The 24,901-nt window shown below is 74.1% G+C and carries 22 protein-coding genes; 7 read left to right on the top strand and 15 right to left on the bottom strand.

Features of this window, described 5'->3' with window-relative positions; genetic code table 11:
- Window positions 1-206: 206 nt before the first annotated feature.
- Window positions 207-1,109: a DUF2510 domain-containing protein gene (locus QOZ86_RS06060; protein WP_284491068.1), complete on the bottom strand. Its 903-nt coding sequence runs from the start codon at window positions 1,107-1,109 to the stop codon at window positions 207-209.
- Between the two features lie 100 nt (window positions 1,110-1,209).
- Here QOZ86_RS06060 and QOZ86_RS06065 point away from each other — a divergent pair, with 100 nt between their 5' ends.
- Entirely contained in the window at window positions 1,210-1,977 is a 768-nt protein-coding gene (locus QOZ86_RS06065) for a putative protein N(5)-glutamine methyltransferase (RefSeq protein WP_284491069.1), read from the top strand.
- 74 nt (window positions 1,978-2,051) lie between these two features.
- Here QOZ86_RS06065 and QOZ86_RS06070 read toward each other — a convergent pair whose 3' ends face one another.
- The 3 genes from QOZ86_RS06070 to QOZ86_RS06080 are packed head-to-tail and all read right to left on the bottom strand — an operon-like array spanning window position 2,052 to window position 4,950.
- Window positions 2,052-3,464 carry a M20/M25/M40 family metallo-hydrolase gene (locus tag QOZ86_RS06070; protein WP_284491070.1) on the bottom strand — a complete coding sequence of 471 codons (1,413 nt, stop codon included), beginning with the start codon at window positions 3,462-3,464 and terminating at the stop codon, window positions 2,052-2,054.
- Window positions 3,461-3,988, bottom strand: a complete 528-nt coding sequence (locus QOZ86_RS06075; RefSeq protein WP_284491071.1) for a hypothetical protein — start codon at window positions 3,986-3,988, stop codon at window positions 3,461-3,463. The genes QOZ86_RS06070 and QOZ86_RS06075 overlap by 4 nt, the downstream gene beginning before the upstream one ends.
- Window positions 3,985-4,950, bottom strand: coding sequence for a metallophosphoesterase family protein (locus tag QOZ86_RS06080; protein ID WP_284491072.1), 966 nt, complete (start codon window positions 4,948-4,950; stop codon window positions 3,985-3,987). Before QOZ86_RS06080 ends, QOZ86_RS06075 begins: the two co-directional genes overlap by 4 nt.
- Window positions 4,951-5,028: 78 nt before the next feature.
- On the opposite strand from QOZ86_RS06080, the gene QOZ86_RS06085 reads away from it, so the two are divergent.
- Together QOZ86_RS06085 and QOZ86_RS06090 are read left to right on the top strand one after the other, a co-directional pair.
- The gene (locus QOZ86_RS06085; protein ID WP_284491073.1) at window positions 5,029-5,880 is read left to right on the top strand and encodes an alpha/beta fold hydrolase; all 852 of its coding nucleotides are present in this window, start codon (window positions 5,029-5,031) and stop codon (window positions 5,878-5,880) included.
- 89 nt (window positions 5,881-5,969) lie between these two features.
- Window positions 5,970-6,173, top strand: coding sequence for a hypothetical protein (locus tag QOZ86_RS06090; RefSeq protein ID WP_284491074.1), 204 nt, complete (start codon window positions 5,970-5,972; stop codon window positions 6,171-6,173).
- A 379-nt stretch (window positions 6,174-6,552) separates the two neighbouring features.
- Here QOZ86_RS06090 and QOZ86_RS06095 read toward each other — a convergent pair whose 3' ends face one another.
- From QOZ86_RS06095 to QOZ86_RS06110, 4 genes are all read right to left on the bottom strand, one after another.
- The gene (locus QOZ86_RS06095) at window positions 6,553-6,996 is read right to left on the bottom strand and encodes a RipA family octameric membrane protein (protein WP_284491075.1); all 444 of its coding nucleotides are present in this window, start codon (window positions 6,994-6,996) and stop codon (window positions 6,553-6,555) included.
- Between the two features lie 303 nt (window positions 6,997-7,299).
- On the bottom strand, window positions 7,300-10,782 hold the full coding sequence (locus tag QOZ86_RS06100) for an ATP-dependent helicase (protein WP_284491076.1): 3,483 nt from the start codon (window positions 10,780-10,782) through the stop codon (window positions 7,300-7,302).
- Window positions 10,779-13,961, bottom strand: a complete 3,183-nt coding sequence (locus QOZ86_RS06105) for an ATP-dependent helicase (protein ID WP_284491077.1) — start codon at window positions 13,959-13,961, stop codon at window positions 10,779-10,781. Before QOZ86_RS06105 ends, QOZ86_RS06100 begins: the two co-directional genes overlap by 4 nt.
- A gap of 63 nt (window positions 13,962-14,024) precedes the next feature.
- Window positions 14,025-14,186 carry a hypothetical protein gene (locus QOZ86_RS06110; protein WP_284491078.1) on the bottom strand — a complete coding sequence of 54 codons (162 nt, stop codon included), beginning with the start codon at window positions 14,184-14,186 and terminating at the stop codon, window positions 14,025-14,027.
- Between the two features lie 280 nt (window positions 14,187-14,466).
- On the opposite strand from QOZ86_RS06110, the gene QOZ86_RS06115 reads away from it, so the two are divergent.
- The gene (locus QOZ86_RS06115) at window positions 14,467-15,291 is read left to right on the top strand and encodes a carbonic anhydrase (RefSeq protein WP_284491079.1); all 825 of its coding nucleotides are present in this window, start codon (window positions 14,467-14,469) and stop codon (window positions 15,289-15,291) included.
- An 89-nt stretch (window positions 15,292-15,380) separates the two neighbouring features.
- On the opposite strand, the gene QOZ86_RS06120 is transcribed toward QOZ86_RS06115, so the two are convergent.
- The 6 genes from QOZ86_RS06120 to QOZ86_RS06145 form a co-directional block, all read right to left on the bottom strand.
- A complete protein-coding gene (locus QOZ86_RS06120) occupies window positions 15,381-15,638 on the bottom strand; it encodes an MGMT family protein (RefSeq protein WP_284491080.1) in 258 nt (85 codons plus the stop codon).
- Window positions 15,639-15,862: 224 nt separating this feature from the next.
- The gene (locus tag QOZ86_RS06125; RefSeq protein ID WP_284491081.1) at window positions 15,863-16,684 is read right to left on the bottom strand and encodes a hypothetical protein; all 822 of its coding nucleotides are present in this window, start codon (window positions 16,682-16,684) and stop codon (window positions 15,863-15,865) included.
- 109 nt (window positions 16,685-16,793) lie between these two features.
- Entirely contained in the window at window positions 16,794-17,372 is a 579-nt protein-coding gene (locus tag QOZ86_RS06130) for a TIGR03086 family metal-binding protein (protein ID WP_284491082.1), read from the bottom strand.
- A gap of 237 nt (window positions 17,373-17,609) precedes the next feature.
- Complete coding sequence (moeZ, locus tag QOZ86_RS06135) at window positions 17,610-18,770, bottom strand: adenylyltransferase/sulfurtransferase MoeZ (protein ID WP_284491083.1); 1,161 nt, start codon at window positions 18,768-18,770, stop codon at window positions 17,610-17,612.
- A gap of 193 nt (window positions 18,771-18,963) precedes the next feature.
- Window positions 18,964-19,860 (bottom strand): DUF3152 domain-containing protein, encoded by an 897-nt coding sequence (locus tag QOZ86_RS06140; RefSeq protein ID WP_284491084.1) that lies wholly within the window; start codon window positions 19,858-19,860, stop codon window positions 18,964-18,966.
- 36 nt (window positions 19,861-19,896) lie between these two features.
- Window positions 19,897-20,943, bottom strand: coding sequence for an alpha/beta fold hydrolase (locus QOZ86_RS06145; RefSeq protein WP_284491085.1), 1,047 nt, complete (start codon window positions 20,941-20,943; stop codon window positions 19,897-19,899).
- Window positions 20,944-21,013: 70 nt separating this feature from the next.
- On the opposite strand from QOZ86_RS06145, the gene QOZ86_RS06150 reads away from it, so the two are divergent.
- The gene (locus QOZ86_RS06150) at window positions 21,014-21,655 is read left to right on the top strand and encodes a TetR/AcrR family transcriptional regulator (RefSeq protein WP_284491086.1); all 642 of its coding nucleotides are present in this window, start codon (window positions 21,014-21,016) and stop codon (window positions 21,653-21,655) included.
- A 151-nt stretch (window positions 21,656-21,806) separates the two neighbouring features.
- The gene (locus QOZ86_RS06155) at window positions 21,807-22,049 is read left to right on the top strand and encodes a DUF3107 domain-containing protein (RefSeq protein WP_284491087.1); all 243 of its coding nucleotides are present in this window, start codon (window positions 21,807-21,809) and stop codon (window positions 22,047-22,049) included.
- Between the two features lie 197 nt (window positions 22,050-22,246).
- Here QOZ86_RS06155 and QOZ86_RS06160 read toward each other — a convergent pair whose 3' ends face one another.
- Window positions 22,247-22,897, bottom strand: a complete 651-nt coding sequence (locus QOZ86_RS06160) for a ferritin-like fold-containing protein (protein ID WP_284491088.1) — start codon at window positions 22,895-22,897, stop codon at window positions 22,247-22,249.
- Window positions 22,898-23,330: 433 nt separating this feature from the next.
- Between QOZ86_RS06160 and QOZ86_RS06165 the strand changes: the two genes are divergently transcribed.
- A complete protein-coding gene (locus QOZ86_RS06165) occupies window positions 23,331-24,890 on the top strand; it encodes a DEAD/DEAH box helicase (RefSeq protein WP_284491089.1) in 1,560 nt (519 codons plus the stop codon).
- Window positions 24,891-24,901: the final 11 nt, after the last annotated feature.

Consider the following 24,901-nt stretch of genomic DNA (forward strand, 5'->3'; position numbering starts at 1 on the left):
CGTTGGCCGCGGTGGCGACCGACGAGCGGGGGCCGAAGGCTCCCCGAGGAGGATCGCGGACGGGCTCAGCGCCGCAGGGGGACGGCCGTTGGCCGCGGTGGCGACCGACGAGCGGGGGCCGAAGGCTCCCCGAGGAGGATCGCGGACGGGCTCAGCGCCGCAGGGGGACGGCCGTTGGCCGCGGTGTCATCCGGAGGATGACGAAGTCACAGCACGTCGACGGACTCGATGACCCGGTCGATGACGCCGTAGAGCTCGGCGTGGGTGTTGGGGATGGAGACGTAGAGCAGCGCCGGCGCCGGGCGGCCGACGTCGATCAGCAGCAGCGCAGCGCGCTCGCCGGAGGCGTCGTACCCCTGGACGTCCCAGGTGAGCGCGAACTCGTAGAGGTGTGCGGCGTGCCCGTCGACTGTCCGGGGCTCGTCGCGCAGCACCTCGCGCTCGTTGGGGACCGGGTAGTAGTTCGCCCGCACGCTGTCGGCGAGCCCCTGGGTGGTGCTCCGGAGGGTCGACGGGCCGGCCCACCCGTACCACTCGGCCACCGGGCCGGAGGTGCACTGGGAGATGAAGATCCCGCCGTCGGGGGTGTCCTCCTGGGTGGTGAAGTACTGCCCGGCGGTCGACGTGGTCTCCATCTGGACGCCCAGGTCGAACTCCTGCCAGCCCTCGCCCAGGTACGGGTACGAGATGCCGGCTGCCTCGTCGATGATCCGGACGGTGCCGGGCGGGAACGCCGGCCCGGCCGACGGTGGCGGGGGTGGACCGGGCTGCTGGGCGGCCGCGCTGCGGTCGGGAGCGGTCGTGCCGGGACGGAGCCAGAGCACCGAGACGACGACGGCGACGACGAGCACCAGCACCGCCCCGGCCGCCGCCCACAGGCCGAAGGAGGACGGTCGCGGAGATCCCGGCGGTGTGGCAGGGAGCTCGGCGGGGGCCGAGCCCGGCGCCGGCGCCGGCGGTCCGGCCGGGCCGCTGTGCACGGCGACGCCCGGACCGGCGGGCATCATGACGTCGGACCAGCCCAGCCCGTCCCACCAGCGCACCATGCCGGTCGCGCCGCCGGGGTCGGGGTACCAGCCCGGCGCAGCATCCTGCCCGACCCCGGTCACGGGTGCAGCGTAAGGCGTTCCGACCGCCGTCCTCGCCCACCGCGCCCACCAGGAGGTCACCCTGGACGTCGGGAAGGCAGTCGCACCCGACCCGGCCGTCGTGCGCCGGCTGCGCGGCGCCGGGTGCGTCTTCGCCGAGGACGAGGCACGGCTGCTGGTCTCGGCCGCGCGGGACGCCGCCGAGCTGGCCGCGCTGGTCGACCGCCGGGTGGCCGGGGCGCCGTTGGAGCAGGTCCTGGGCTGGGCGGAGTTCTGCGGCCTGCGGATCGCCGTCGCGCCCGGCGTCTTCGTGCCCCGCCGGCGCACCGAGCTGATGGTCCGTGCGGCGGTGACGCTCGCCGACTCCGGCTCGGTCGTCGTGGACCTGTGCTGCGGCACCGGCGCGGTGGGGGCAGCACTGGCCGCCGCCGTCCCGGGGATCGATCTGCACGCCACCGACGTCGACGCCGCCGCGGTGGCCTGCGCCCGGCGGAACCTGCCCCTCGTCCCCGTCCACGAGGGAGACCTGTTCGCCGCCCTGCCGGACGAGCTCGTGGGCCGGATCGCCGTCCTCACCGCCAACGTGCCCTACGTCCCCACCGCGGCGATCGCGCTGATGCCGCCGGAGGCACGGGACCACGAGCCACGGCCGGCCCTGGACGGCGGCGGCGACGGCCTGGACCTCGTCCGCCGGCTGGTCGACGGCGCAGCCCGCTGGCTCGCGCCGGGTGGGGCGCTGCTGTTCGAGTGCAGCGAGGAGCAGGCCGGTACCGCCGTCGACGTCGTCTCCGTCGCGGGGCTGGCCGCCCGGCTGGTGGTCGACGAGGACCTCGGCGCCACCGTCGTCGTCGGGACGCGGGGCCCGGACGTTCCAGCGGGAACGCGGTGAACCCCGGTGCGGACGTTCCCGCGCGGGAACGTCCGCACCGCCTCGGCTCCGTGGCCGGGGCGGCCGCCGGGGCGCTAGCCCGAGCGCCGGGCGCCCAGCTCCCGCCACAGGTGCGCCGCCGCCTCGGCTCCGCGGTACAGCATCGGCAGCAGCACCCGCTCGTTCGGCGAGTGGATGCGGTCGGTCGGCAGGCCGGCGCCCAGGAACAGCAGCGGCGCGGCCAGCACCTCGACGAGATCGGCCTCGGGGCCGCTGCCGCCCTCACGGGTGAACAGCACGTCCTCCGGCGCGGTGTCGAAGGCTTGGCCGATGGCCGCCAGCAGCGCGTCCATCGCCGGGGAGTCCAGGTCGCTGGCGCAGGGCGCCACACCGCCGGGCGGGGTGTGCACCTCGGCCTCGATCCCCGCCGGGACGTTGGCCTGTACCCATGACTGCAGCTGCGGGCCGACGTCCTCCGGCCGCTGGCCGGAGACCAGCCGGAAGGTCAGCTTGGCGTGCGCCTCGGCCGGGATGATCGTCTTGTGGCCGGGTCCGGTGTAGCCGCCCCACATACCGTTGACCTCGGCGGTCGGCCGCGCACCGGTCCGCTCGAGGGTGCTGAAGCCGGCCTCGCCGGCCGTCGCCCGCGAAGCCGCGGGACCGGCCAGCCACGCCTGCTCGTCGAACGGCACCCGGCTCATGAGCTCGCGCTCGCGGTCGGACAGCGGCCGCACCTTGTCGTAGAACCCGGGCAGGGTGACCCGGCCCTGGTCGTCGTGCAGCTTCGCGAGGAGCTCCGCCAGGGCGTGCAGCGGGTTCGGGACCGCCCCGCCGAACGATCCGGAGTGCAGATCGACGGCCGGACCGCGCAGGGTGATCTCCGCGTCGGCCAGGCCGCGCATCGCCGTCACCGCGCTGGGCACGTCCGGAGCGGCCATGCCGGTGTCGCTGACGACGACGACGTCGCAGGCCAGCCGGTCCCGCCGGTCCTCCAGCAACCTGCGGAAGTGCGGCGAGCCGGACTCCTCCTCGCCCTCGATCAGCAGCTTGACCGTGACGGCCGGGGTGTCCCGGCCGGTGGCGGCGAGGTGCGCGCGGATGCCGAGCAGGTGGAAGGCGACGTTGCCCTTGTCGTCGATCGCCCCGCGGGCGTGCAGCTCGGGACCATCAGGGCCTTCGACGCGGGTCGGCTCGAACGGCGGGTGGTCCCAGAGCTCCAGCGGGTCGACCGGCTGCACGTCGTGGTGGCCGTAGACCAGCGCCACCGGCGCGTCCGCGTCGGCCGACGGCCACTCGGCGAAGACGGCGGGCGCGCCGTCGGTCGGCCAGATCTCGACGGTCGGGAAGCCGACCCGGCGCAGCGCGTCGGCCAGCCACGTGGCGCTGGCGGCGACGTCCCGCGCGTGCAGCGGGTCGGCCGAGATCGACGGGATGCGCAACCAGGCGTCGAGATCGGCGTGCAGGTCGTCGAGGTGGTCGAGGACGAAGTTCCGTTCGGCGCTGGTCACGGTCCCCGACGGTAGTGGCGGGCCGGGACGGGACGTTCGCCGTGTCCGGCTGCCGCCCGGCGTTCGGGGCTGGTGAGCCAGCGGAACACCCCGCGCTCCACCGCCTCCGCGACCGCGATCGCGAGCAGCTGCACCCCACCCCACAGCGCGAGCAGCGTCCACTCCTGCCCGGCCAGCGGCGTCTGCAGGTTGCCCAACTGGTGCAGGACGACGGCGAGCAGCACCGAGGACAGCAGGGCCAGCGCCACGAAAGCGTGCACGGCCCCGATCCAGACGTTCGGCCGGGAGCGGGTCATCGTCGACTGCCGGCGCAACCGCCGGTAGCAGACGACCCCGTAGCCGAGCCCCAGCACCGCGCTGACCGCCAGCAGGTCCAGCGCCTGCCACGACGGCGCCACCCCGCCACCTGCCGCGGTCGAGTCGAGGATCAGCGCCGGGGCGACGACGACGCCGAGCGCGGCCAGCCCGTAGAGGGCCGCCGCACTCTCGCGGACGGTCCGTCTCGCCCGAACCCGGGTGCTCATCGGCCCTCGCGCGCCCGCAGGGTGAACCGGTCGACCAGGCCGCCGTCGGGGCGGATGCACCGGGCGGTCAGCCGGTCGCCGTCGACCTCCACGTGCAGGTACTGCAGCACCGACGCGGCGGCCGCGGTGATCCGGCTGGGCCGGACCGGGGTGAGCTTGGCGCCACCACCGCTGACCACGTAGGTGATCCCGTCGAGCGGGATGGTGCGCTCGTAGTTGTGGTCGTGCCCGGCCAGCACCAGGTCGACCGCGTGCCGCTCGAGGACCGGAACCAGCATGTCCTCCGCGCCGGGGGTCGCGCCGTGCCGGCCCGAGGAGTACGGCGGATGGTGCAGGCAGACGATCTTCCACTGGCTCGTCGAGGTGGCGAGGGCGTCGTCCAGCCAGTCCAGCTGCGCGGAGGCGCCGGAGCCGAACAGGCCCGGCGTGCTGGAGTCCAGGTAGAAGAAGTCCACCGGGCCGTGGGTGGTGCGGTAGTAGCGGGCCGGCGTGCCGAGCAACCGCAGCTCGGTCTCGATCTCCTCGAGCCGGGCGTCGCTGAAGTAGACCTCGCCGTCGTGGTTGCCGATCGCCAGCTCGACGTCGACCCCTGCCTCGATCAGCGGGCCGTAGGGGCGGAGGAACACGTCGTCGAAGCGGTTCTCGATCTTGCCGTAGTAGCAGATGTCGCCGAGATGGGTGATCAGCCCGTAAGGGTTCTGCTCGTACCCCTGGGCCATGCGGGTGGCGACCGCGACCGCCTGCCGGCCGCCGGTGCCGGTGTCCCCGACCGCGGCGAAGGTGAGGCGGTCGGGGGTGGTGGTCCAGGCCTGGGACGGGAGCACGAGCTCGGGGGTCCGGCCGGGAACCAGGTCCTCCCGGCTGAGCAGCGGCCACACCTGGTCGGCGAGGACACCGCCGGTGAGGGCTGCTCCACCCACGCCGGCGGCCGCGGCGAGGAACTGCCGTCGGGTCAGCGACATGCAGGGTCCAACGCGGCGGCAGGTGCCCGACGTTCCCGGGGGACGCGCTCCGGATCCGTGACCGTTAGCGTCCGAGGCATGCCCGGAGAGCTGCTGCGCACCGATGTCGGCGACCTGACCTTCGACGTGCGCGTCGACGGACCGGAGGACGGCCGTCCCGTACTGCTGCTGCACGGATTCCCGCAGACCTCGGCGTCCTGGGCCGCCGTGACGCTGCTGCTCGCCGAGGCCGGGCTGCGCACGTACGCCCCCGATCAGCTCGGCTACTCCCCCGGTGCGCGCCCGGGCGAGGTGGCGGCCTACTCCATGCAGAACCTGGCGCAGGTGACGGCGGACCTCATGGCGGCGCTGGAGATCCCGGTCGCCGACGTCGTCGGGCACGACTGGGGCGCCAACGTCGCCTGGACGCTGGCCGCCTGGCACAGCGACCGGGTGCGGTCGCTGACGGCGGTCTCCGTGCCGCACCCGGCCGCCTACACCGCGGCCTTCCGCATCGACCCGGAGCAGAAGGAGCGCTCGGCCTACATCCGGCTGTTCTGGCAGCCCGGCAAGGCCGAGGAGGTGCTGCTCGCCGACGACGCCCGGCGGCTCCGCCGGATGCTGCTGGGCGCCGAGGGCGAGACGGGGGTCTCGCCGGAGGCGGTCGACGAGTACGTGGCGGTGCTCTCGGCGCCCGGCGCGCTCACCGCGGCGCTGAACTGGTACCGGGCCATGAGTTCGGACATCCGGGTGGACAAGGTCGAGGTGCCGACGACGTACGTGTGGAGCGACGGCGACGTCGCCATCGGCCGTACCGCCGCGCAGGCGTGCGAGGAGTTCGTGACCGGGGACTACCGGTTCGTGGAGCTGCCCGGCATCACGCACTGGGTCCCGGAGCAAGCGCCCGAGCGGCTGGCGACGGCGATCCTGGACCGCGTCGCCTCGACCTGACACTGCGCGGGGCTGGTCGCGCGGTACCGCTGCGCGCGATGCCGGCACGGGGCATGCTGGTGCTCTCAGCGCGTTGCAGAGGAGGACCCGTGGTCGGAAGAGTGCCGAACCCGTCGGACCTGAAGGCTGCCCGCCGCGGGCCGGCGCGCCGGCGGATGCGGCTGGTCACCGTCTTCGCCCTGCTCGCCTCGGGACTGGCCGCCTGCGGTGATCCGGACGACGACGGGGGCGGCGGCGGTGGGTATGTCGCCGCGCCTCCGATCGTGCAGTTCACCGGCGCCGGAGGACTCTGACGCTCACCGGCGGAGCAGGACCTGTCGTCCTGGCCCCGCGTGGTCAGTGGCCGGGACGTTCCCGCGGGAACGTCCGAGCTGCGAGAGGGTCCATGAGCGGCCGACCATGAGATACCCATGCGGTCGGGCTTGAGTGAACCATCCAGGCGCGCACGCCACCCTGTCGGTCCTCCTGAGGGAGAGTCCACAGATTGCTCGTCCGTAAAGGTGCCTCGTCGCAGGGCGAGCCGGCCGGTGCCCAAGGGCGGCATACAGATGGCGAGCGCGACAGGTGGCGTCCGAGAGGACGAGGCCTCGGCGACAACTGGCGCTGCCTTGAAGGCGTGACGCCATCGCATGTGGTTCCGGTTCCGGGCGACCACGCAGCCAGGATGCTGAGCTACCTCAGCGAGTAGACGATCGCAGCCACGTCGGCGACGGCGATCGCGGTCGTCAGGGTGTAAATGAGGCCCGTGACCGAGAAGCTTCGGGTGCGCTTGCCCAGCGTCGCCGTCGTGTCTGCCGGTTCCGGAACCCTGAACTGAACCTCGAGCCGGCGCATGCGGTCGCGCGCCGCTCGGTAGTAGCTGTGCTGCTGACGTTGGACCAATATCGCGAGCACGCAGGTGACCACCCCCAGTGCGAAGACGGGGATCGCGAACTCGCCGAACCGACCCGAAACGGCGGTGCCGGCCGCCAGGATGGCTGCGTTGAAGGCCAGCAAGTACTGCGTGCGCTTCCAGTTGAACTCAGCCTGGAAGCGGTACTCCTCGACGGCCAGGCGGTAGAGGTCGATCGGGGGAAGCGGATCGTCGTTGTCGCCGTCGGTGCGGAACGTGCGCAAGACCCCTCCCATCCACCCGACCGTAGTGGTGTCGCGGGGAAGGCGACCACCGGAGGCCCTGGTCCGTGACGCGTGGGGCGCGTCGATGCAGCCGAACAGTGTGCGCGGACGGGCAGTTTCTGGATTGAGAACTGCCCGTCCGCGCACATCGTTCCGTCGGCGCCCTGTCTCTGAAGCCGCCTTCAAGGACACACTGCCCCGCAACTCGGCGCGCTGCTGCGTGTCTGTGGCCCCACTGATCGACGGCGCCGCAAGAGCGTCACCGCCCGACGCTCACCGGTCGCAGCGCGGCCGGAAGAACCGTCAACCGGTCCCGTTGATCAGGGCGAGCAGGCCCGCCTCGTCCAGCAGGTCGACCGGCCGGATGGTCTCCTTGGCCGCCACGTGGTGAAAGCCGGCGCTGACCCGTTCCACCGGCACCCCGGTCAGCCGCGACCAGCCCAGCCGGTAGGCGGCCAGCTGCACCCCGGCGGCGGCCAGTTCCGACCCGGACGGCGGCGAGCCGGTCTTCCAGTCGATGACCTCGTAGCCGCCGTCCTCGCGCTGGAAGACGGCGTCGATCCGGCCGCGCAGGGTCAGCGAGCCGAGCGGCGTCTCGAACGGCACCTCGACCTCGACCGGTTGCCGGTCGGCCCACTCGCTGGCGAGGAAGGCCTCCCGCAGTTGCTCGAGCTGGTCGTCGGGGGCGGCGAGCTCGTCACCGGAGCCGGGCAACTCGTCCAGGTCGACCAACCGTGCCGCGCCGAACCGTTCCTCGAGCCAGGCGTGGAACGCGGTGCCGCGGCGGGCCTGGGGTGCCGGGGCGGCCGGCATCGGCCGGCGCAGCCGCCGGGCCAGCTCGCCGGGGTCGCGGCGCAGCGTGACCAGCGCCGAGACCGAGAGGTGGGACGGGAGCGGCACCTCCACCGTGGAGCTGGCGGCGACGGTCCGCTCGCGCAGCAGCAGGTCGGCGTCGCGCACCCAGGAGGCGACGAGGTCGTCCGGTTCGCCGAGGGCGAGTTCCGGATCCAGCGGGTGCGGCGCGGCGCCATCGACCAGCTGGGCCGCGGCGGTCAGGGCGCGCCGGCGCGGCTCCGAGAGCGGATCGGCCGGCCACTGACCGACCGGCCACTCATCCAGAGCCGGGTTGGTCGCGCCGTCCTCGGGCGCGGGCGCCCAGTGCACGACGGTGCCGGCGCCGGCCTCGCACGCCTCCTTGGCCGTGTGCAGCAGGGACGACGGCCCGCAGGGCTTGACGCCGTCGCGCCACCAGCTGCCCGAGCACAGCAGCAGCCGCTTGGCGCGGGTGACGGCGACGTAGCCCAGCCGCACCTCCTCGTCCCGACCGAAGTCCTTCCAGTCCTGGACGTACTCCTCCAGGGCGTCCCGCACCACGGCCTGGTCCCCCGAACCCGGCACCGGCAGCCGCAGCTGCGGCAGCTCGGCACGGTCGGTGAGGCGGAGGTCGACCGGGACGGCGCCCGGGTCCTTGATCCAGGAGTCGCCGGCGTTCGACCGCGCGGGAAACTGGTCGACGGTCATCCCCGGCACGGCGACGACGTCCCACTCCAGCCCCTTGGCCGAGTGCCCGGTGAGCAGTTGCACCGCCTCCGGGTTGACCGCCACCTCCCCGGGCTCCAGGCCGCGTTCGCGTTCCTCGGCATCGCGCAGGTATCCCAGGAACGCCGGCAGCGACGGCAGGTCGGCCAGCTCGGTGAACTCCGCGGCCACCCCGTGCAGCGCGTCCAGGTGCGCCCGCGCACCGGCCGGGCTGACCCCGGGTGCGCTGGCCAGCTCGGTCTCCATCCCCAGCATGCGGGCGACCTCGTCGACCAGGTCGGGCAGGGACTCCCCGATCCGGCCGCGCAGGTGCGCGAGCTCGCCGCCCAGCCGGCGCAGCCGGCGGTGGCCGACCGGCGAATACTGCTCGGCGTCCCCCAGGTCGTCCAGCGCCTCGATGATGCTGCCCCGCTCCTGCGGCGGTTCGGGCGTGGCCGCGGCGGCCTCATCGCCGTCGGCCGGCCGGGCCGGGCGGCGGGAGTGCACCAGCGCACGGGCGCGGGCCTCCAGCGCGGCGAGGTCCCGCGGGCCGATCCGCCAGCGGGCCCCGGTGAGCAGGCGACCCAGCGCGTCACCGGCGGTGGGGTCGACGAGCACGGTGAGGGTGGCGACGACGTCGGAGACCTCGGGCACCTCGAGCAGCCCTCCGAGGCCCACGACCTCCACCGGTAGCCCCCGCTCACGCAGCGCCGCGGCGATGCCCGGCAGCTGCTTGCGGGTGCGCACCAGCACGGCCATCGACGGCGGGCGATGCACCTGGCCGTCCTCCGGACGGCACCGCGACCAGGTGCCGTTCCCCTGGTCAGCGGAGCCGCTGCGTCGCTCCTGCGCGGAGCCCTCCGGGCCGCACTCGTCACGACCTGCGATCCCCAGGCCCGAATACCAGGCCTCCGCCAGCCGGTCGGCCAGCGCCGTCGTCTCCTCGGCGACGGTCGCGTACAGCCCGACGGTCACCGAGCCCCGGCCCGCGGTGGGGGCCGGCGCGAGGTCGGGCAGCGGCTGGGCCGGAGGCGGCAGCATCCCCGACACCGCGTTGGCGACGGCGAGAACGGCCTCGTCGTTGCGCCAGCTGGTGGCGAGCGTCAGCCGCTGGGCCTCGCGGCCGGGCAGCCCGGGGAAGGTGCGGTCGAACCGCTCGATGGTGCCGGCCGACGCACCGCGCCAGCCGTAGATGGACTGGCGGGGGTCGCCGACGGCGAGCACCGGGTGCCCGCTGGCGCCGCCGAAGAGCGCCTCGAGCATGCGCAGCTGGCCGACGCTGGTGTCCTGGTACTCGTCGAGCAGCACGACCTTCCACCGGGCGCGCTCGCGGCGGCCGACCTCGGCGGACGTGACGGCGATCCTGGCGGCGTAGGCGACCTGATCGGCGTAGTCGATCGAGCCCATCGCCCGCTTGCGGGCCTCGAACTCCTTCACCAGCGGCAGCAGGGCCACCCGTGCCCGCTGCCGGGCGACCATCTCGCTGACCGCCGCGTAGGGCCCCTTCTTGCGCGGCGCGTCGGCGTAGCCGGCGATCTGCGCCTCCAGCCGCGCGGTCCAGGCACGCAGGGCGGTGGGGATGACGTCGTGCTCGCCCATCTCGGCGGCCAGGGCGAGGACGTCCTCGACGGTGGTGAGCAGGGTGAGCGGGACGTCGGACATGTCCCCGGTCCAGGCGGTCACCGCCGTCGTGGCCTGTCCCCAGCACATGGCCGGGCCGAGCACGCCCGCACCGGGCTCCACCCCGATCCGCAGCCCGTGCTCGGCGACCAGGGCCGCCGCGTACCCGTGGTACGTCGACACCGTGGGCTGGGCGATAGCCAGCCGTTCCCGGAGGTCGGCCTCGGTCTCCGGGTGCCGGGCGAGGGCGCCGAGCCGCAGCCGGATCCGCTCGTTCAGCTCGCTGGCGGCCTTGCGGGTGAAGGTGAGACCCAGGATCGCCTCGGGCTCCACGATCCGGTTGGCCACCAGAAAGGACACCCGGGCGGCCATCGTCTCGGTCTTGCCCGAGCCGGCGCCGGCGACGACGACCAGCGGCCGGTCGGCGGGGGCGCGGACCACACCGGCCTGCTCATCGGACGGGGCGTACGCCAGCCCGCAGCGCGTGGCGACCTCGGCCGGCGTGAGCAACCGGCGCGGGACCCGCTGCTCGGCGGGCGCACCGGCCAGCAGGTCGTCGAAGGACAGCTGTTGGAGGTCCCCGTTCTCCCCTCCGCTCGCCGGCTCGCGAGGGAACCCGGAACGGGGCCGCTCCGCACGCGGGGTCATCCGGTCACCTGCCGTCCGCGCTCCTGCAGCGGGCAGCTGCGGCGGGCCGGGCAGCGCGAGCAGTGCGTACCGGTGCGCACCTCGAAGGTGCCCGCGCCCATCCCGTCGCCGACCTCGGCCACGAGCTCACCGGCCCACGTCTCGCCGAGCGGGACGCCCGCCGGCAGGGGCTCCTGGTGCTGCTCCTTGGCCTTGGCGCCGGTGCCGATCTGCAGCAGGGCCGCCCCGCCGGGCACCGTGCCGTGCTCGGCGAACCCACCGGCGGCGATCGCCACCTGGTAGGCGGCCAGCTGGCCGTGCTCCTCGGTGTTCTTGGCGGTGGTCTTGCCGGTCTTGAGGTCGACGACGACCAGCCGGCCCTCGGCGTCGCGTTCCAGCCGGTCCACCTGCCCGCGGATCCGCGCCCGCCCGACGACGACGTCCACGTCGCCCTCCGCGGCCAGCAGCTCCCGGCCGTTGGTGGAGTGCCAGCGCAGGAACCGGTCGAGCATCTCCTGTGCTTGGACGCGCTGTCGCTGGTCGGCCCAGCCGGGCCCGAGGTCGAGCTGGTCGAGCTCGGTGTCGAGCGCCGTCCGCGCGTCGGCGGCCGACAGTCCCTCGGCCACCTGCTGGGCGACCTCGTGGACTGCGGTGCCCACCGTGCGGGTGGCATCGGGCGAGGCCTCGGCCCCGACCGCGCCGAGCACCCAGCGCAGCGGGCAGCGCTGGAAGGTCTCGATGGCGGAGGGCCGCACGCGCACGGGCTCCTCTTCCGGCACGAGCGGTGCGTCGTCGGACAGGGGCGCCAACCCCCACCAGCGGGCGGGCACGGCGCCGGGCACGCCTTCGCCGGCGAGCCGGCGCAGCACCGAGGCCGCCGCCGAGCGGCGGGGCGCCGCGGTGTGCGGATCGGTCAGCGACCGCCGCAGCTCGGCCACCAGCGCGGACAGCGTCAGGGCCCGCGGCAGCTCGGTGAGCGGCCGGCCCTCCAGCGGCGGAGGCTGCACCAGATCGAGGAACCGGGAGGCCGTCGCCCCGGCGTCCGCGCCGTCGAGCGCGCCCTCGACCGCGGTGACCACCAGCCGGCGGCGGGCACGGGTGCAGGCCACGTAGAACAGCCGGCGTTCCTCGGCGAGCGCGAGGGTGCGGCGGTCGGTGCGGGCGCCGTCGATGCCCGCCGCCTTCTCGACCAGTACTTCGGCGCCCAGCAGCGACGCCCGTTCCCGCAGGTCGGGCCACACCCCCTCCTGGACGCCCGAGACGCAGACCAGCTCCCACTCCAGGCCCTTGGCGGCGTGTGCGGTGAGCAGCCGGACGGTCTCGCCGGCGACCGCCCGGGCCGCACCGGTGTCACCGGGCAGTTCCTGCGCCGAGAGGTGGGCCACGAAGGCCCGGACGTCGGCCGAAGGCAGCCGGTCGACGAAGCCGGCTGCGGCGTCGAAGAGCGCGACGACGGCGTCGAGATCGCGGTCGGCCACCGCGCCCGAGGGCCCGCCCGCCGCGCTGAGACGCGCCCACCGGGTGGCCAGCCCGCTGCGCTGCCACATGGACCACAGCACGTCCTCAGCGGTGCCGTCCTGGGCCAGCGCCAGGCGGCCGGCGGCCATGACCGCCGCCACCCGGCTCGCCGGCCGCGCGACGTGCTCGGGCAGCGCCTCCACGAGCGCGTCGTCGGCCAGCGCGAGGGCCAGCGGGGTGCCACGCTCGGCGAGGTCGACCCCCTGCCTGGCCAGCGCGACGCGCACCGCCCGGCGCAGCCGGCGCAGATCCAGCACGGTGGCCCCGCCGAGCGGCGAGGCCAGCAGCGCCTCTGCCGCCGGCTCGTCGAACCCGGCAGGCTCCCCGTCGGGACCGGGGAGCAGCGCCGTCAGCGCACTGAGGAGCGGGGCGACGGCGGGCTGGGCGGCCAGCGGCAGTTCGTCGGTGGAGACCGCCACCGGAACCCCCGCCGAGGCCAGCGCGCGGCGGAAGGGCCCGAGCACCGCAGCGGTGCGGACGACGACGGCCATCTGCGACCACGGCAAGCCGTCGAGCAGGTGGGCGCGACGCAGGATGTCGGCGACGTAGGCGGCCTCGACCGCGGCAGAGCCGAAGACGTGGACCTCCGCCTCGCCCGGGGGCGTGCCCTCCCCCGCGATCAGCCGACGGTGCGCCCAGGGACCGGGCAGCCCCTCGGCCACGGCCCGGCTGATCCGCAGCAGCTCCGCACCCGACCGCCGGCAGACGCCGAGCGGCACCCGCGACGCCGGGCGCCCGTCGGTGTGCCGGAACCGATCGGGGAACTCGACGATGCCGCGCGGTTCCGCACCGCGGAACGCGTAGATCGACTGGTCGGGGTCGCCGACGGCCACCAGGTTGCCCCCACCGCCGGCGAGCAGGTCGAGCAGCTCGACCTGTGCGGGGTCGGTGTCCTGGTACTCGTCGACGAACAGCCAGCGGGCGCGCTCGCGCTCCTGACGGAGCAGCTCGGGGTCGTCGGTGAGCTCGAAGATCGCCTGGCGGACCAGCTCGGCCGGGTCGTATCCGGAGGAGTCGCCCCGGGCAGCGGTGTGGAAAGCGGTGACGCCCTCGTACTGCTCCTGGAAGGCGGCGGCGTGCACCCAGTGCTCGTTGCCCGTCTGCCGCCCCCAGGCGGCCAACGTCGACGAGCCGACCCCGCGCTCGGTGGCCCGGAGCAGCAGTTCGCGCAGTTCCGTGCGGAACCCGGCAGTGCCGAGGGCAGGCACCAGGTCCGCCGGCCAGCGGACCGCGCCCTCCCCCTCGGCGTCCCCCTCCAGCAGCTGGGCGACCACGGCGTCCTGCTCCGCGGAGGTGAGCAGCCGCGGCGGTGCGTCGCCCCGGAGCACCGCGGCGCGGCGGAGCACGCCGTAGGCGTAGGAGTGGAAGGTGCGGGCCAGGGGCTCGCGGATGGTGCGGGCGACGCGCGCGGTGATGCGGGTGCGCAGCTCCGCGGCCGCCTTGCGGCTGAAGGTCAGGACGAGCATCTGCTCGGGGCCGATCCCGGCATCGATCCGGGTCGCGACCGCCTCGACGATCGTCGTCGTCTTCCCCGTGCCGGGACCGGCCAGGACCAGCAGCGGCCCGCCGGGATGGTCGACGACCGCCTGCTGCGTCGGGTCGAGGACCGGCGCGGTGCTACCCGACGACCGACCCGGCAGCAGCCGGTAGACCGGCCCGCTCTCACCTCCGCGCTGTGCCACCCCCCGATGGAAGCACGGGGGTCCGACGTTCCCGTGCCAGGCACGACAGGTGTGCCGGGCGGGTCAGCCCAGCGAGTCCATGAGCGCCTGCTCGAGCATGAGATCGGCCGCGGTGGTCAGCCACCCCGCGACCAGGAGGAGCGGGAAGGCCCGCTCCTCGTCCAGGGACGCGGTTCCTGCGACCAGCCCGGCCTGGGCGACCGCCCGGCATGCCATCGTGTTCATGTCCAGCTGATCGGTAGGACCGGCGGCGAACTGTAGTGCTGACCGGCCAGCGCCGGAGACGCCTACCGCCATACCGGCACCTCCGCCGCCCCGAGTGGCAGGAACTCCGACGACCCACCGGAGGCGTGCTGTCTTCCCGTTGCCGGCATCCTCCGCCGGCCGGGGGCGGAGCAGGTCACGGATTGGTCGCGATGTGTGACCGAGCCGGTTCGTCCCACGGGCGACCGAGAACAGGACGGTCATGGCCAGTTCACCCGTAGCAAGCCCCCGTACGTTGCGCATGACCACCCAGGCCGCGGCGGCGGCTGCCGTTCTTCTCGTCGCCGCCTGCGGGGGGACCGAGGACAGCACGGCCGACGCGCCCGCCACCGTGGACACCCCCGGCCTGAAGGAACCGGAGGCGGAATCGCCCGAGGAGAGCTCCTGGTCCTACGAGGGGGAGACCGGCCCGGCCAACTGGGCCGAGCTCGAGGCCGACTACGCCACCTGCGCCGCCGGCGAGCGCCAGTCGCCCGTCGACCTGCCGGCTCCCGCAGACGCTGCCCAGGGCGAGGCAGCCGTCGTCACCTACGACTACCAGCCGGCCGCCTACGAGGTGGTCGACACCGGCCACACGATCCAGGCCGACGCCGGGTCCTCGGCCGGTGGGATCACCGTGGCCGGCGAGGACTACGAGCTCCTGCAGTTCCACGCGCACGCACCCAGCGAGCATGCCTTCGCCGGCGAGCGCACCGATCTGGAGGTGCATCTCGTGCACCAGAACGCTGCGGGGGAGCTGGCCGTCGTCGGCGTCCTCGTCGAGGAGGGGGAGTCCTCGTCCGCGCTGGCCGAGGCCTGGGCCGACCTGCCGACCGGGGAGCAGACCGTCTCGGTCGCCGACTTCGACGCCGGCACCCTGCTGCCCGAGGACCGGACCACCTACCAGTACGAGGGATCGCTGACCACCCCGCCGTGCACCGAGGGCGTGCAGTGGCTGGTGATGCAGGAGACGGCCACCGCGCCGGCCGAGGTCATCACCGGCTTCGAGGAAGCCGTCGGCGAGAGCGCCCGACCGCTGCAGCCGCTGAACGAGCGGGAACCGGTGCTGGGTCAGCCGGCGGGATGACCCGGCGTGGGCCCGGACGACGTCGTCGGCCCGCGAGGCCACGGGGACCAGGTGATCGGAGCCCATCACCTGGTCCCCACGGAGCACGGTCAGGGCCAGGCGACGGCGGCCAGGTCGACCCGGCCGTTGCGCACCGGGACGCCCTCGGCGGCGAGCAGCTCCAGCTGCCGGACGCGGACCGGCTCGGCAGCCGTGCCGTCCGCGCGGACCACCCGGTGCCAGGGCACCGCTCCCCCGCCCTGCGAGAGCGCGCGGGCGACCCGCCGCGGGCCGACGCCGACCAGCCGGCCGATCGCGCCGTAGGTGCTCACCCGGCCCGGCGGGATGTCCTCGACGGCGTCGAACACCGCCTCGTCGACGTCCAGCGCGCGGGCCGCCGGGGACGGCGGTTCGCTGGGCGCCTCGGGCGACTCAACGGGTGGTCGCGGTTCGCCGGATCCGGTGCATCCCGGCGACCGCGGTGGACCGCAGGGGTCCTCGCCCGGTGGCCGCGGACTCATGGGCACCCCCTGCTGGTCTCGAACAGTCGCAGTTCTCCGCCCCGGCCGTCCGGCGGGGCGGCCGACCCCACTCAGGGCACGGGCTGGAGTCTCCCGTGGACCTCGACGACGTCTCCGGGGTACCGCTCGTCGAGCCGGTTGAGCAGCTCCTCGTCGGCCACGGGGACCGTGATCTCCACGACGCCCTGGACCTCGTCGACGCTCGAACCCAGAATGTCGTCCAGGTCCCCGTGCAGCTCCTGCTGGACGGCGAGCAACTCGTCCAGCGTCCGCTCTGCCCGGGTGATGCACAGCGGTCCGCCCCATAGCTCGCGAACCTCCCGCTGGATGCGCTCGAGGTCGCCGGTGAAGCGCATGTTCAGCACCGCGTCGGCGGGATCGAAGCGCTCCTCGCGCACCGGCTGCTCGGGTGGCGCCAGCTGGTCGAGCCACACGCCGGCGTGGGTGGGCTGCGCCCGGGCGTACTCGATGGCGGTGTCCATGTGGTCCTGCGTCGCGGTCGACGGGTCGACCACCGCCCATCCGCCGGCAGGCGGCTCGCAGGGGGTGGCGAAGGGCTCGTCCCCGGAATGGCCGTCGAGCGGCTCCGGCCGAGCGGGCCGTTCGGTCACTGTCAGCTGTTCCCCGTCCCACGTCCCGGTCACGGTGTACTCGCCCCAGGTCGTGCCGGCAGCGGTCTCTTCTCCGTCGACCGCCTCCCAGTCCCAGCCCACCACGTCGGGACCCCCGCACTGCGGCGGGTAGCTCTCGGCCACTCCACCGAGGCACAGCTGCGGGCCGTGCCCGGCCGACTCCAGCACCATCGCCGTGGCGCTGTACCGCTGCTCCTCCGTCGGCGACGAGGGGCCGGCCGAGCGGTCGGCGCACCCGGTGGACACAGCGGCCATGGGCATCAGGAGGAGCACCCCGATCGCAGACGTACGTGCCCTCCGAGTGCCGCAGTCGACGGTCATGGCCGCATCATCCCGCTGCCGAGCGGAAGCCGGGGTTGCTACCGCCGCATCAGCCGCGGCGACCGAACCGCGCCAGCAGCCGCGTCTGCGGGTCGGCGGCGGCGGAGACGTCCAGCGGTGGGTCGAACAGCCCGGGGACGCCGTCCTCGGGCAGCCGCTCGGCGTAGACGAGCGCCGCGGTCACCAGCTCGCCGTCCAGCTCGGTGTCGCCGCAGGTCGCGTGCGCCAGGTCCCAGGCGTGCACGGTGAGGTCGACGGCCATCTCGAAGATGTACTCGGCGCTGGGCGTGGGCCCCCGGGACAGGTGCACCGTCCGGACCAGCCCCTCGTCCTCGGCGAAGGCCGACAGCGCGCCGTCGGCCGCGGACTCCCAGCCGAGCAGCGGGTCGTTGCCGAGCAGGTCACCGGTCTCGTCGGGGAAGCGGCCCTCGGCGTACGGCTCGCCGGCCATCAGCGGCGGCACCCACAGCTGCTCGCTGATCAGGTGCGCCACGAGATCGGCGACCGTCCACTCCGGCAGCGCCTGGTCCTCCCAGCGGTCCGGCTCGACGGCGTCGACCCGGTCGGTGAACTGGTTCTGGGCGCGCTGGAAGAGCTCGAGGAGCTCCACGGGCGAGAAGTCGGACATGGGAGAAGTGAACATGCCGAGGGCCCGGCCCGCCTCTCCTGAAGGGAGGCCGACCGGGCCCAGGTGAGTTGCTGGAACGGCCCCCTCGCAGGGTCCCGGCCCGAGCGCGGTGACGTTCTGGAACGGCCCCCTCGCAGGGTCCCGGCCCGAGCGGAGCGAGGGTCGGGGCGCGAGCGAAAGGACCTCGTCCCCGCCCACGACACGCTTCGCGTGCCGCGGGACCCTGGGACGACGCCGTCAGTACGTCGGTAGAGCCTTGTCGATGCGGGTGGCCCACGCCGTCACGCCGCCCTGGACGTGCACGGCGTCGGAGAAGCCGGCGTTCTTGATCGCCGCCAGCGCCTCGGCGGAACGCACCCCGGTCTTGCAGTGCAGCACGATCGGCCTGTCCTGCGGCAGCGATGCCAGCGCCCGACCGGAGAGGATCTCGTCCTTAGGGATCAGCTTCGCGCCCGGGATGGAGACGATCTCGTACTCGTTGGGCTCCCGGACGTCGATCAGCTCGAAGTCCTTGCCGGCGTCCATCATGTCCTTGAGCTCGTCGACGGTGATCGTCGCGCCCGCGGCCGCCTGCTGGGCCTCCTCCGAGACGACGCCGCAGAAGGCCTCGTAGTCGATGAGGCCGGTGATCGGCTCACCCTCGGGGTCCTTGCGCACCTTGATGGTGCGGAACGTCATCTCCAGGGCGTCGTAGACCATCAGCCGGCCGAGCAGCGTCTCGCCGATGCCGGTGATCAGCTTGACCGCCTCGGTGGCCTGGATCGCGCCGACCGTGGCGCACAGGACGCCGAGCACGCCGCCCTCGGCGCAGCTCGGGACCATGCCGGGCGGCGGGGGCACGGGGTAGAGGTCGCGGTAGTTCGGGCCGTGCTCGTTCCAGAACACCGAGACCTGGCCGTCGAACCGGTAGATCGAGCCCCACACGTAGGGCTTGTCCAGCAGCACGCAGGCGTCGTTGACCAGGTAGCGCGTGGCGAAGTTGTCGGTGCCGTCGACGATCAGGTCGTACTCGCGGAAGATGTCGAGCACGTTCTCGCTGTCCAGGCGGGTCTCGTGCAGCCGGACGTCGATCAGCGGGTTGATCTCCTTGATGGAGTCGCGCGCGCTCTCGGCCTTGGACCGGCCGACATCGGACTGCCCGTGGATGATCTGGCGCTGCAGGTTCGACTCGTCGACGGTGTCGAACTCGACGATGCCGAGGGTGCCGACACCGGCCGCGGCCAGATACATGAGCACCGGGGACCCGAGCCCACCGGCGCCGACGGCGAGCACCTTGGCATTCTTCAGCCGCTTCTGCCCGTCCATCCCGACGTCGGGGATGATCAGGTGGCGGCTGTACCGGCGGACCTCGTCGATGGACAGGTCGGCCGCGGGCTCCACCAGGGGTGGCAGGGACACGCTTGCTCCTTCATGTCGCGGACAGCGGCCCAACGTCGCGGGCCGGCGTTCGTGTGCACAACAGCGTGACAGGCCGACCTCTTCCCGGCGGACGGCGGCCATCGCGCCGGCGGAGCACCCGATCGTGTGCGCGGATGCGCAGTTCAAGGCTCGGAACTGCGCATCCGCGCACACCGTCGGCTCCGGGCGGCGACTACGGGTACGGCCAGGCGTTCTTCACGCAGCCCTCGAGCCCGAGCGTCTGCTGCTGCATGACCGGGGCGAGCTGGCCCGGCCCCGGGCAGGGCTGGTGCCCGTTGCCGAGGGCGTGCCCGACCTCGTGGTTGACGACGTACGGCCGGTAGGTGGCGAGGTCGCCGTCGTAGTGCGGGACCGCGGTGGCCCAACGGGCCAGGTTGATGACCGCGCGCTCGCCGTACCGGCAGGAGGTGTAGCCACCGGTGCCCACACCCGGGCAGTAGATCTCCATGCTGCCCGGGCTCACCAGGCTCACCTTGAAGTCGTACTCGGCGCCCACGCCCACCCGCTGGAACGACATCCGGCCGCCGTTGCCCCACGACCGGGGATCGGCGAGGGTCGCCGTCACGGCGTCGGCGAACGCGGCGCCGTCGACGCCGATGCCGTCCTCCACCTCGACGACGAAGCGCTGCAGCGGTCCGCTGCCGGACACGGCCGAGCCGCCGTCGACGACGGACAGCGTGCCCGCGCCCTGCTCGACGTACTCCTCCACGGTCGCCGGCGGCGCGGTCTCCGTCGGCCCGACGTCACCCTCGGCGGGAGCGGCCGGCTCCGCCGGACGGACCGGCGGGATCGGTGCCACCTCCATGGCCGACGGTGGCGCCGCACCGGGCTCGCTGCTCGCCGCCGGCGCCGGCACCGGCGGGTGGAGGGCCAGGTCGACGAGGACGGCGATCGTGGCGAGGGCCAGCAGGGGCAGGGCATAGGCCCGCCAACCGTGGCGCCGGGCGAATCGGCGGACCCGGCCGACCGGCGCAGGGCCGCGTCGGGCCGCGGGCGGAACGGGCCGGCTGCGTGCGGCGCGCGGACCCTGGGATGCCGCCGGACGGCCATCGGTCAGACGTCCGCCCACCGTCGTCCTCCTGCCTCGCCGCCGCCCCCCGGTCCCTCAGGGTCTCACGCTGCGTGGCGTGTCGGCAGCAGCCGGGCAAGGAGCGGCGCCCGGTCGGCCGGCCACCTCCTCCACCATCGCCAGCACCGCGCGCGCGGTCGGCTCCGCGGCTTCCAGCATGGCCACGTGCCCCACCCCCTCGATCACCATGAGGCGGCTGTCCGGCACGGCCGCTGCCAGCCGTGGGGCCAGCGCGGGGTCGACCAGCCGGTCGCGGCTGCCCCACACCACGAGGGTCGGCATCCGCAGACCCCGAGCCGCCCGCCAGGCGTTCGCCGGACCGAAGCGCAGGTAGGAGGTGATCAACCCGCGCATGCTCCGCGCCAGGGCCCGGTCGGCCCACGGCTGCTCGGCACGCTCGCGCATCTCCTGCAGGGCCTGGTCGATCCGTCCGGCGGGGACCGCGTCGGGGTCGCCGAAGCAGGCCCGCACCATCGACCGGACGCTCGCCTCCGGGGACACCCCGGCCAGCCGTCGTTCCGCGAGCGTGGGCACCCCGGGCACCAGGAGCAGCAGCAGCGCCCGGCTGAACGCCGGGGGGACCCGGTACACCGGCATCGCCGGTGAGACCAGGGTGAGGGTCGCGACCAGATCCGGCCGGGAAGCGGCCACCAGGAGGCTGACGAGTCCGCCGAGTGAGTTGCCGACCAGGTGCACCGGACGTCCGTGCCCCTCCCCGGGCTGCGCGGCGACGTGCTCGAGGACGTCGACGACGGCGCGCACGTGACCGCGGATCGAGTACCGCCCCCGCGGCGGGGGCTGCGAGCGGCCGAACCCGGGCAGGTCCACGGCCCAGCCGTCGAAGCGGACGGCGAGCAGCGCGGCCAGGTCGGTCCAGTTGGTGGAGGCGCCGCCCAGGCCGTGCACGTAGAGCGCCCGCTCCCGCGGCGCGCCGTCGGCCGGCTCCCCCTCGACCGGTCCCCTCCACGGGGTCCGCCGGACGAAGAGCGCTCCCCCGCGGACGGGGACCTCCTCGCCCGGCCAGGGCGGCAGCGCGGCGTCCAGCGGTGGCAGGGGGGTCGGCGACAGCGGGGCGTCGGACATCGCCCCGACCGTAATGCTCTCGGCGTCCGGGCTGGCAGGCCCGGGACCCGTCGGTAGCATCTCCCCTGCCATGCAGCCCTCACTCCCCGCCGCGGCCGGCCGGCGCACGTCCCGACTGCCGCGCGGCGCGCGCCGACTACAGCTTCTCCGGGCCGCTCAGGACGTCTTCGTCGCGCAGGGTTTCCACGCCGCCGCCATGGACGACATCGCCATCCGCGCCGGGGTCAGCAAGCCGGTCCTGTACCAGCACTTCCCCGGCAAGCGTGAGCTGTACCTGGCCCTGCTGGAGGAGCACGTCTCCGGGCTCGCCGACCGGGTGGCCGCGGCGATGGGCGGCACCGACGACAACCGGGCCCGGGTCGACGCGGCCGTCGGCGCCTACTTCGACTTCATCGACGCCGACGGCGAGGCGTTCCGTCTGGTCTTCGAGTCCGACCTGCGCAACGACGAGGACGTCCGGGCGATCGTCGACCGCGGGACGCGGGTGTGCGTCGAGGCGATCGCCGGCGTCATCGCCGCGGACACCGGTCTGGACTCCGAACGCGCCCTGCTGCTGGCCTCCGGGCTGACCGGGCTCTCCGAGACCGCCGCCCGCTGGTGGCTGCCCCGCAAGGGCACCGTCTCGCGCGACGAAGCGGTCGCCCTGATGTCGGCGCTGGCCTGGCGTGGCATCTCCGGTTTCCCCCGCGTGGACGGCGACGCCAGTTCTTGAGCGGCCCTCTGCAGGGTCCCACCGCGAGCTCGCGAGTGGTGGGAGGCAGGGGGTCCTTGTTTTCGCTGACGGCGCACCCGCTCGGCCGGTCCCGGCGGCGCCGTCTGCACTAGCGTTGGGGTCAGTCGCGAAACGAGGAGGCATCGCCCACGTGGAAGTCAAGATCGGCGTCCAGCACTCGCCCAAGGAGCTGGTCATCGACAGCCCCAAGTCCCCTGACCAGATCGCGGCCGACGTGGCCAAGGCCATGTCGGGCTCGACCAAGGACGGCCTGCTCACCCTGGTCGACGAGCGGGGCCGCCAGGTCCTCGTCCCCGTCGACCGCATCGCCTACGTCGAGATCGCGCAGGCCGACCAGCGTCGGGTCGGCTTCATCTCCGGCACCGGCAGCTGAACCCAGGCTCCCCGACGGGGCGTCACCGCATCTGCGGTGGCGCCCCGTCGTCGTTCTCGCGGTCGCGACCGGTGGACGGCCTGACGGGTCCCCGCGGCATAGGAAGCTATGCCTATGGTTTCGGGCCCCGAACCGTAGGCATAGCTTCCAATGCCTGGGCCGGGTGGCGTGTCAGCCCGTCTCGGCGGTCCGACCAGTCATGGGTTCAGGCCCAGCGCCTTCATCCGTTGGGTGTGGGCGTTGGTGATGCGTTCGATCAGCCGACCGATCCCCGAGAGGTCCCCGGTGCCGGAGACGATGAGGTCGGCGAGCCGGTCGTGCTCGGCGATGACCGCCTGCGAGCGCGTCATCGCCTCCCCGACGAGGCGCCGTCCCCACAGCGCCAGCCGGCCGGCGACCTTCCGGTCGGCGGCGATCGCCGCACGGACCTCACGGACGGCGAAGTCCGCGTACCCGGTGTCGGCGAGCACTTCCAGCACGAGGCTCCGGTCGGGCTCGGGGAGGAAGCCGGCGATCTCCCGGTAGAAGTCGGTGGCCAGCCCGTCCCCCACGTAGGCCTTCACCAGCCCCTCCAGCCAGGTACTGGGTCGGGTGCTCTCGTGGAAGGTGTCCAGGGCCGACACGAACGGGGCCATGGCAGCGGCCGGGTCGACACCGAGCTCGGTGAGCCGGGCGCTCAGCTGCATGTGATGGGCGATCTCGGCCGCGGCCATGCGGGCCAGCGAGGCGCGCCCGGTGAGCGTCGGCGCCATCCGGGCGTCCTCCGCCAACCGGTCGAAGGCGGTGAGCTCGGCGTAGGCGAGCGCGCCCAGCAGGTCGGCGACCGCCGTGTGGTGGACCGGGGGCACGGCATCTCCTGAAGCTCGGCAGCGGGGCCCGCGTGCCCCGGAGGAGTGATCCGGCCGACGGCAGGGAGCGCGGCGCCGAGAGGCTAACCGCTGCCCGCGCTAGCATGGGAATCGGCGAGCCTCCGGGCACGCTCGTGTATCTGTGCGCTGACGACCGCTGGACGACGCCCCTGGGGCCGTCCCCGGGCAGGTTCGACGCCCGGTCTGCTGGCCGCGTCGGCGCTGGAACTCATCCCGCGACATCCGACCGCGGACAGGCGCGAGGCGGCACCGCCGCCGGAGCCGGTCCCCCAGCCGACCAGAGGCGAGAGCACTGACCTCCACCGACACGAACACCACCGACACCGCCGCCCCCGAGCTCGACCGGGCCGAGACCGGCGCCCCCGCTCCCGAGGAGCTCGAGCAGACCGTCGAGGAGCTCGGCGGCGCCCCCGTGGCCCCCGACAGCCCGCTGTTCAGCGACTTCGACGTCCACCCCGACATCGTGGCCGCCCTGGCCGAGGTCGGCATCCACCGCACCTTCGCCATCCAGGAGCTGACCCTCCCGCTGGCCCTGGCGGGCAACGACCTCATCGGTCAGGCGCGCACCGGCACCGGCAAGACGCTGGGCTTCGGCGTCCCGATGCTGCAGCGGGTCAGCCCGCCGGCCGAGGGTGGCGACGGGGTGCCGCAGGCGCTGGTCGTCGTCCCCACCCGTGAGCTGTGCGTGCAGGTCTCCCGCGACCTCGGCGCCGCCGGCGCCAAGCGGGGCATCCGCGTGCAGGCCATCTACGGCGGGCGCGCGTTCGAGCCGCAGGTCGAGTCGCTGCAGAAGGGCGTCGAGGTCGTCGTCGGCACGCCCGGGCGACTGCTGGACCTGGCCCAGCGGGGCGACCTGATCCTGGGCAAGGTGAAGGTCCTCGTCCTGGACGAGGCTGACGAGATGCTCGACCTGGGCTTCCTGCCCGACATCGAGCGGATCCTCGCGATGGTCCCGGAGAAGCGGCAGACGATGCTCTTCTCCGCGACGATGCCCGGCCCGATCGTGACGTTGTCCCGGTCGTTCATGACCCAGCCCACGCACATCCGTGCGCACGGCAACGACGAGGGCTCGACGGTCCCGCAGACCACCCAGTTCATCTACCGGGCGCACAACCTCGACAAGCCCGAGCTGCTCTCCCGCGTGCTGCAGTCGCGCGACCGCGGCCTGGTCATGGTCTTCTGCCGCACCAAGCGCACCGCGCAGAAGGTCGCCGACGAGCTGGTCGACCGGGGCTTCGCCGCGGCCGCCGTGCACGGCGACCTCGGGCAGGGCGCCCGCGAGCAGGCGCTGCGCGCGTTCCGCGGCGGCAAGGTCGACGTCCTGGTCGCCACCGACGTCGCCGCCCGCGGCATCGACGTCACCGGGGTCAGCCACGTCGTGAACTACCAGTGCCCCGAGGACGAGAAGACGTACGTGCACCGGATCGGCCGCACCGGCCGCGCCGGGAGCACCGGCGTCGCGGTCACCCTCGTCGACTGGGACGACATCCCCCGCTGGCAGTTGATCAACAAGGCGCTGGACCTCGGTTTCGACGACCCGCCGGAGACCTACTCGACCTCGCCGTGGGTCTACCGCGACCTGGACGTCCCCGAGGGCGCCAAGGGCCGGCTGCCCCGCTCTCAGCGCACTCGCGAGGGGCTGGAGGCCGAGACGCTCGAGGACCTCGGCGAGACCGGCAAGCGCAACCGTCCGGCCGGCCACGGCGGCGACTCGCGCGGCCCGGGCGGCCGGAGCAGCGACGAGGAGAAGCCCGCCGGTGGCGGCAAGAGCCGTCCTCGTCGCCGCACCCGCAGCAGTGGCGGTGCCGGCGAGACCACGTCCGCGGCTCCTGCGGCCGAGGGGGCCGAGGGGGCCGGGGGTTCGGGCGAAAGCAGCAAGCCGCGTCGCCGTCGCCGCCGTGGCGGTGCCGGCCGTGGTAGCTCCGGTGAAGGGTCCGGCGGGGGCGCGGGCGCCGAGTCCGCCGGCGACTGATTCCGGCGGTC

The organism is Blastococcus capsensis (assembly GCF_030165005.1).
GTDB classification, from domain to species: Bacteria; Actinomycetota; Actinomycetes; order Mycobacteriales; family Geodermatophilaceae; genus Blastococcus; species Blastococcus capsensis.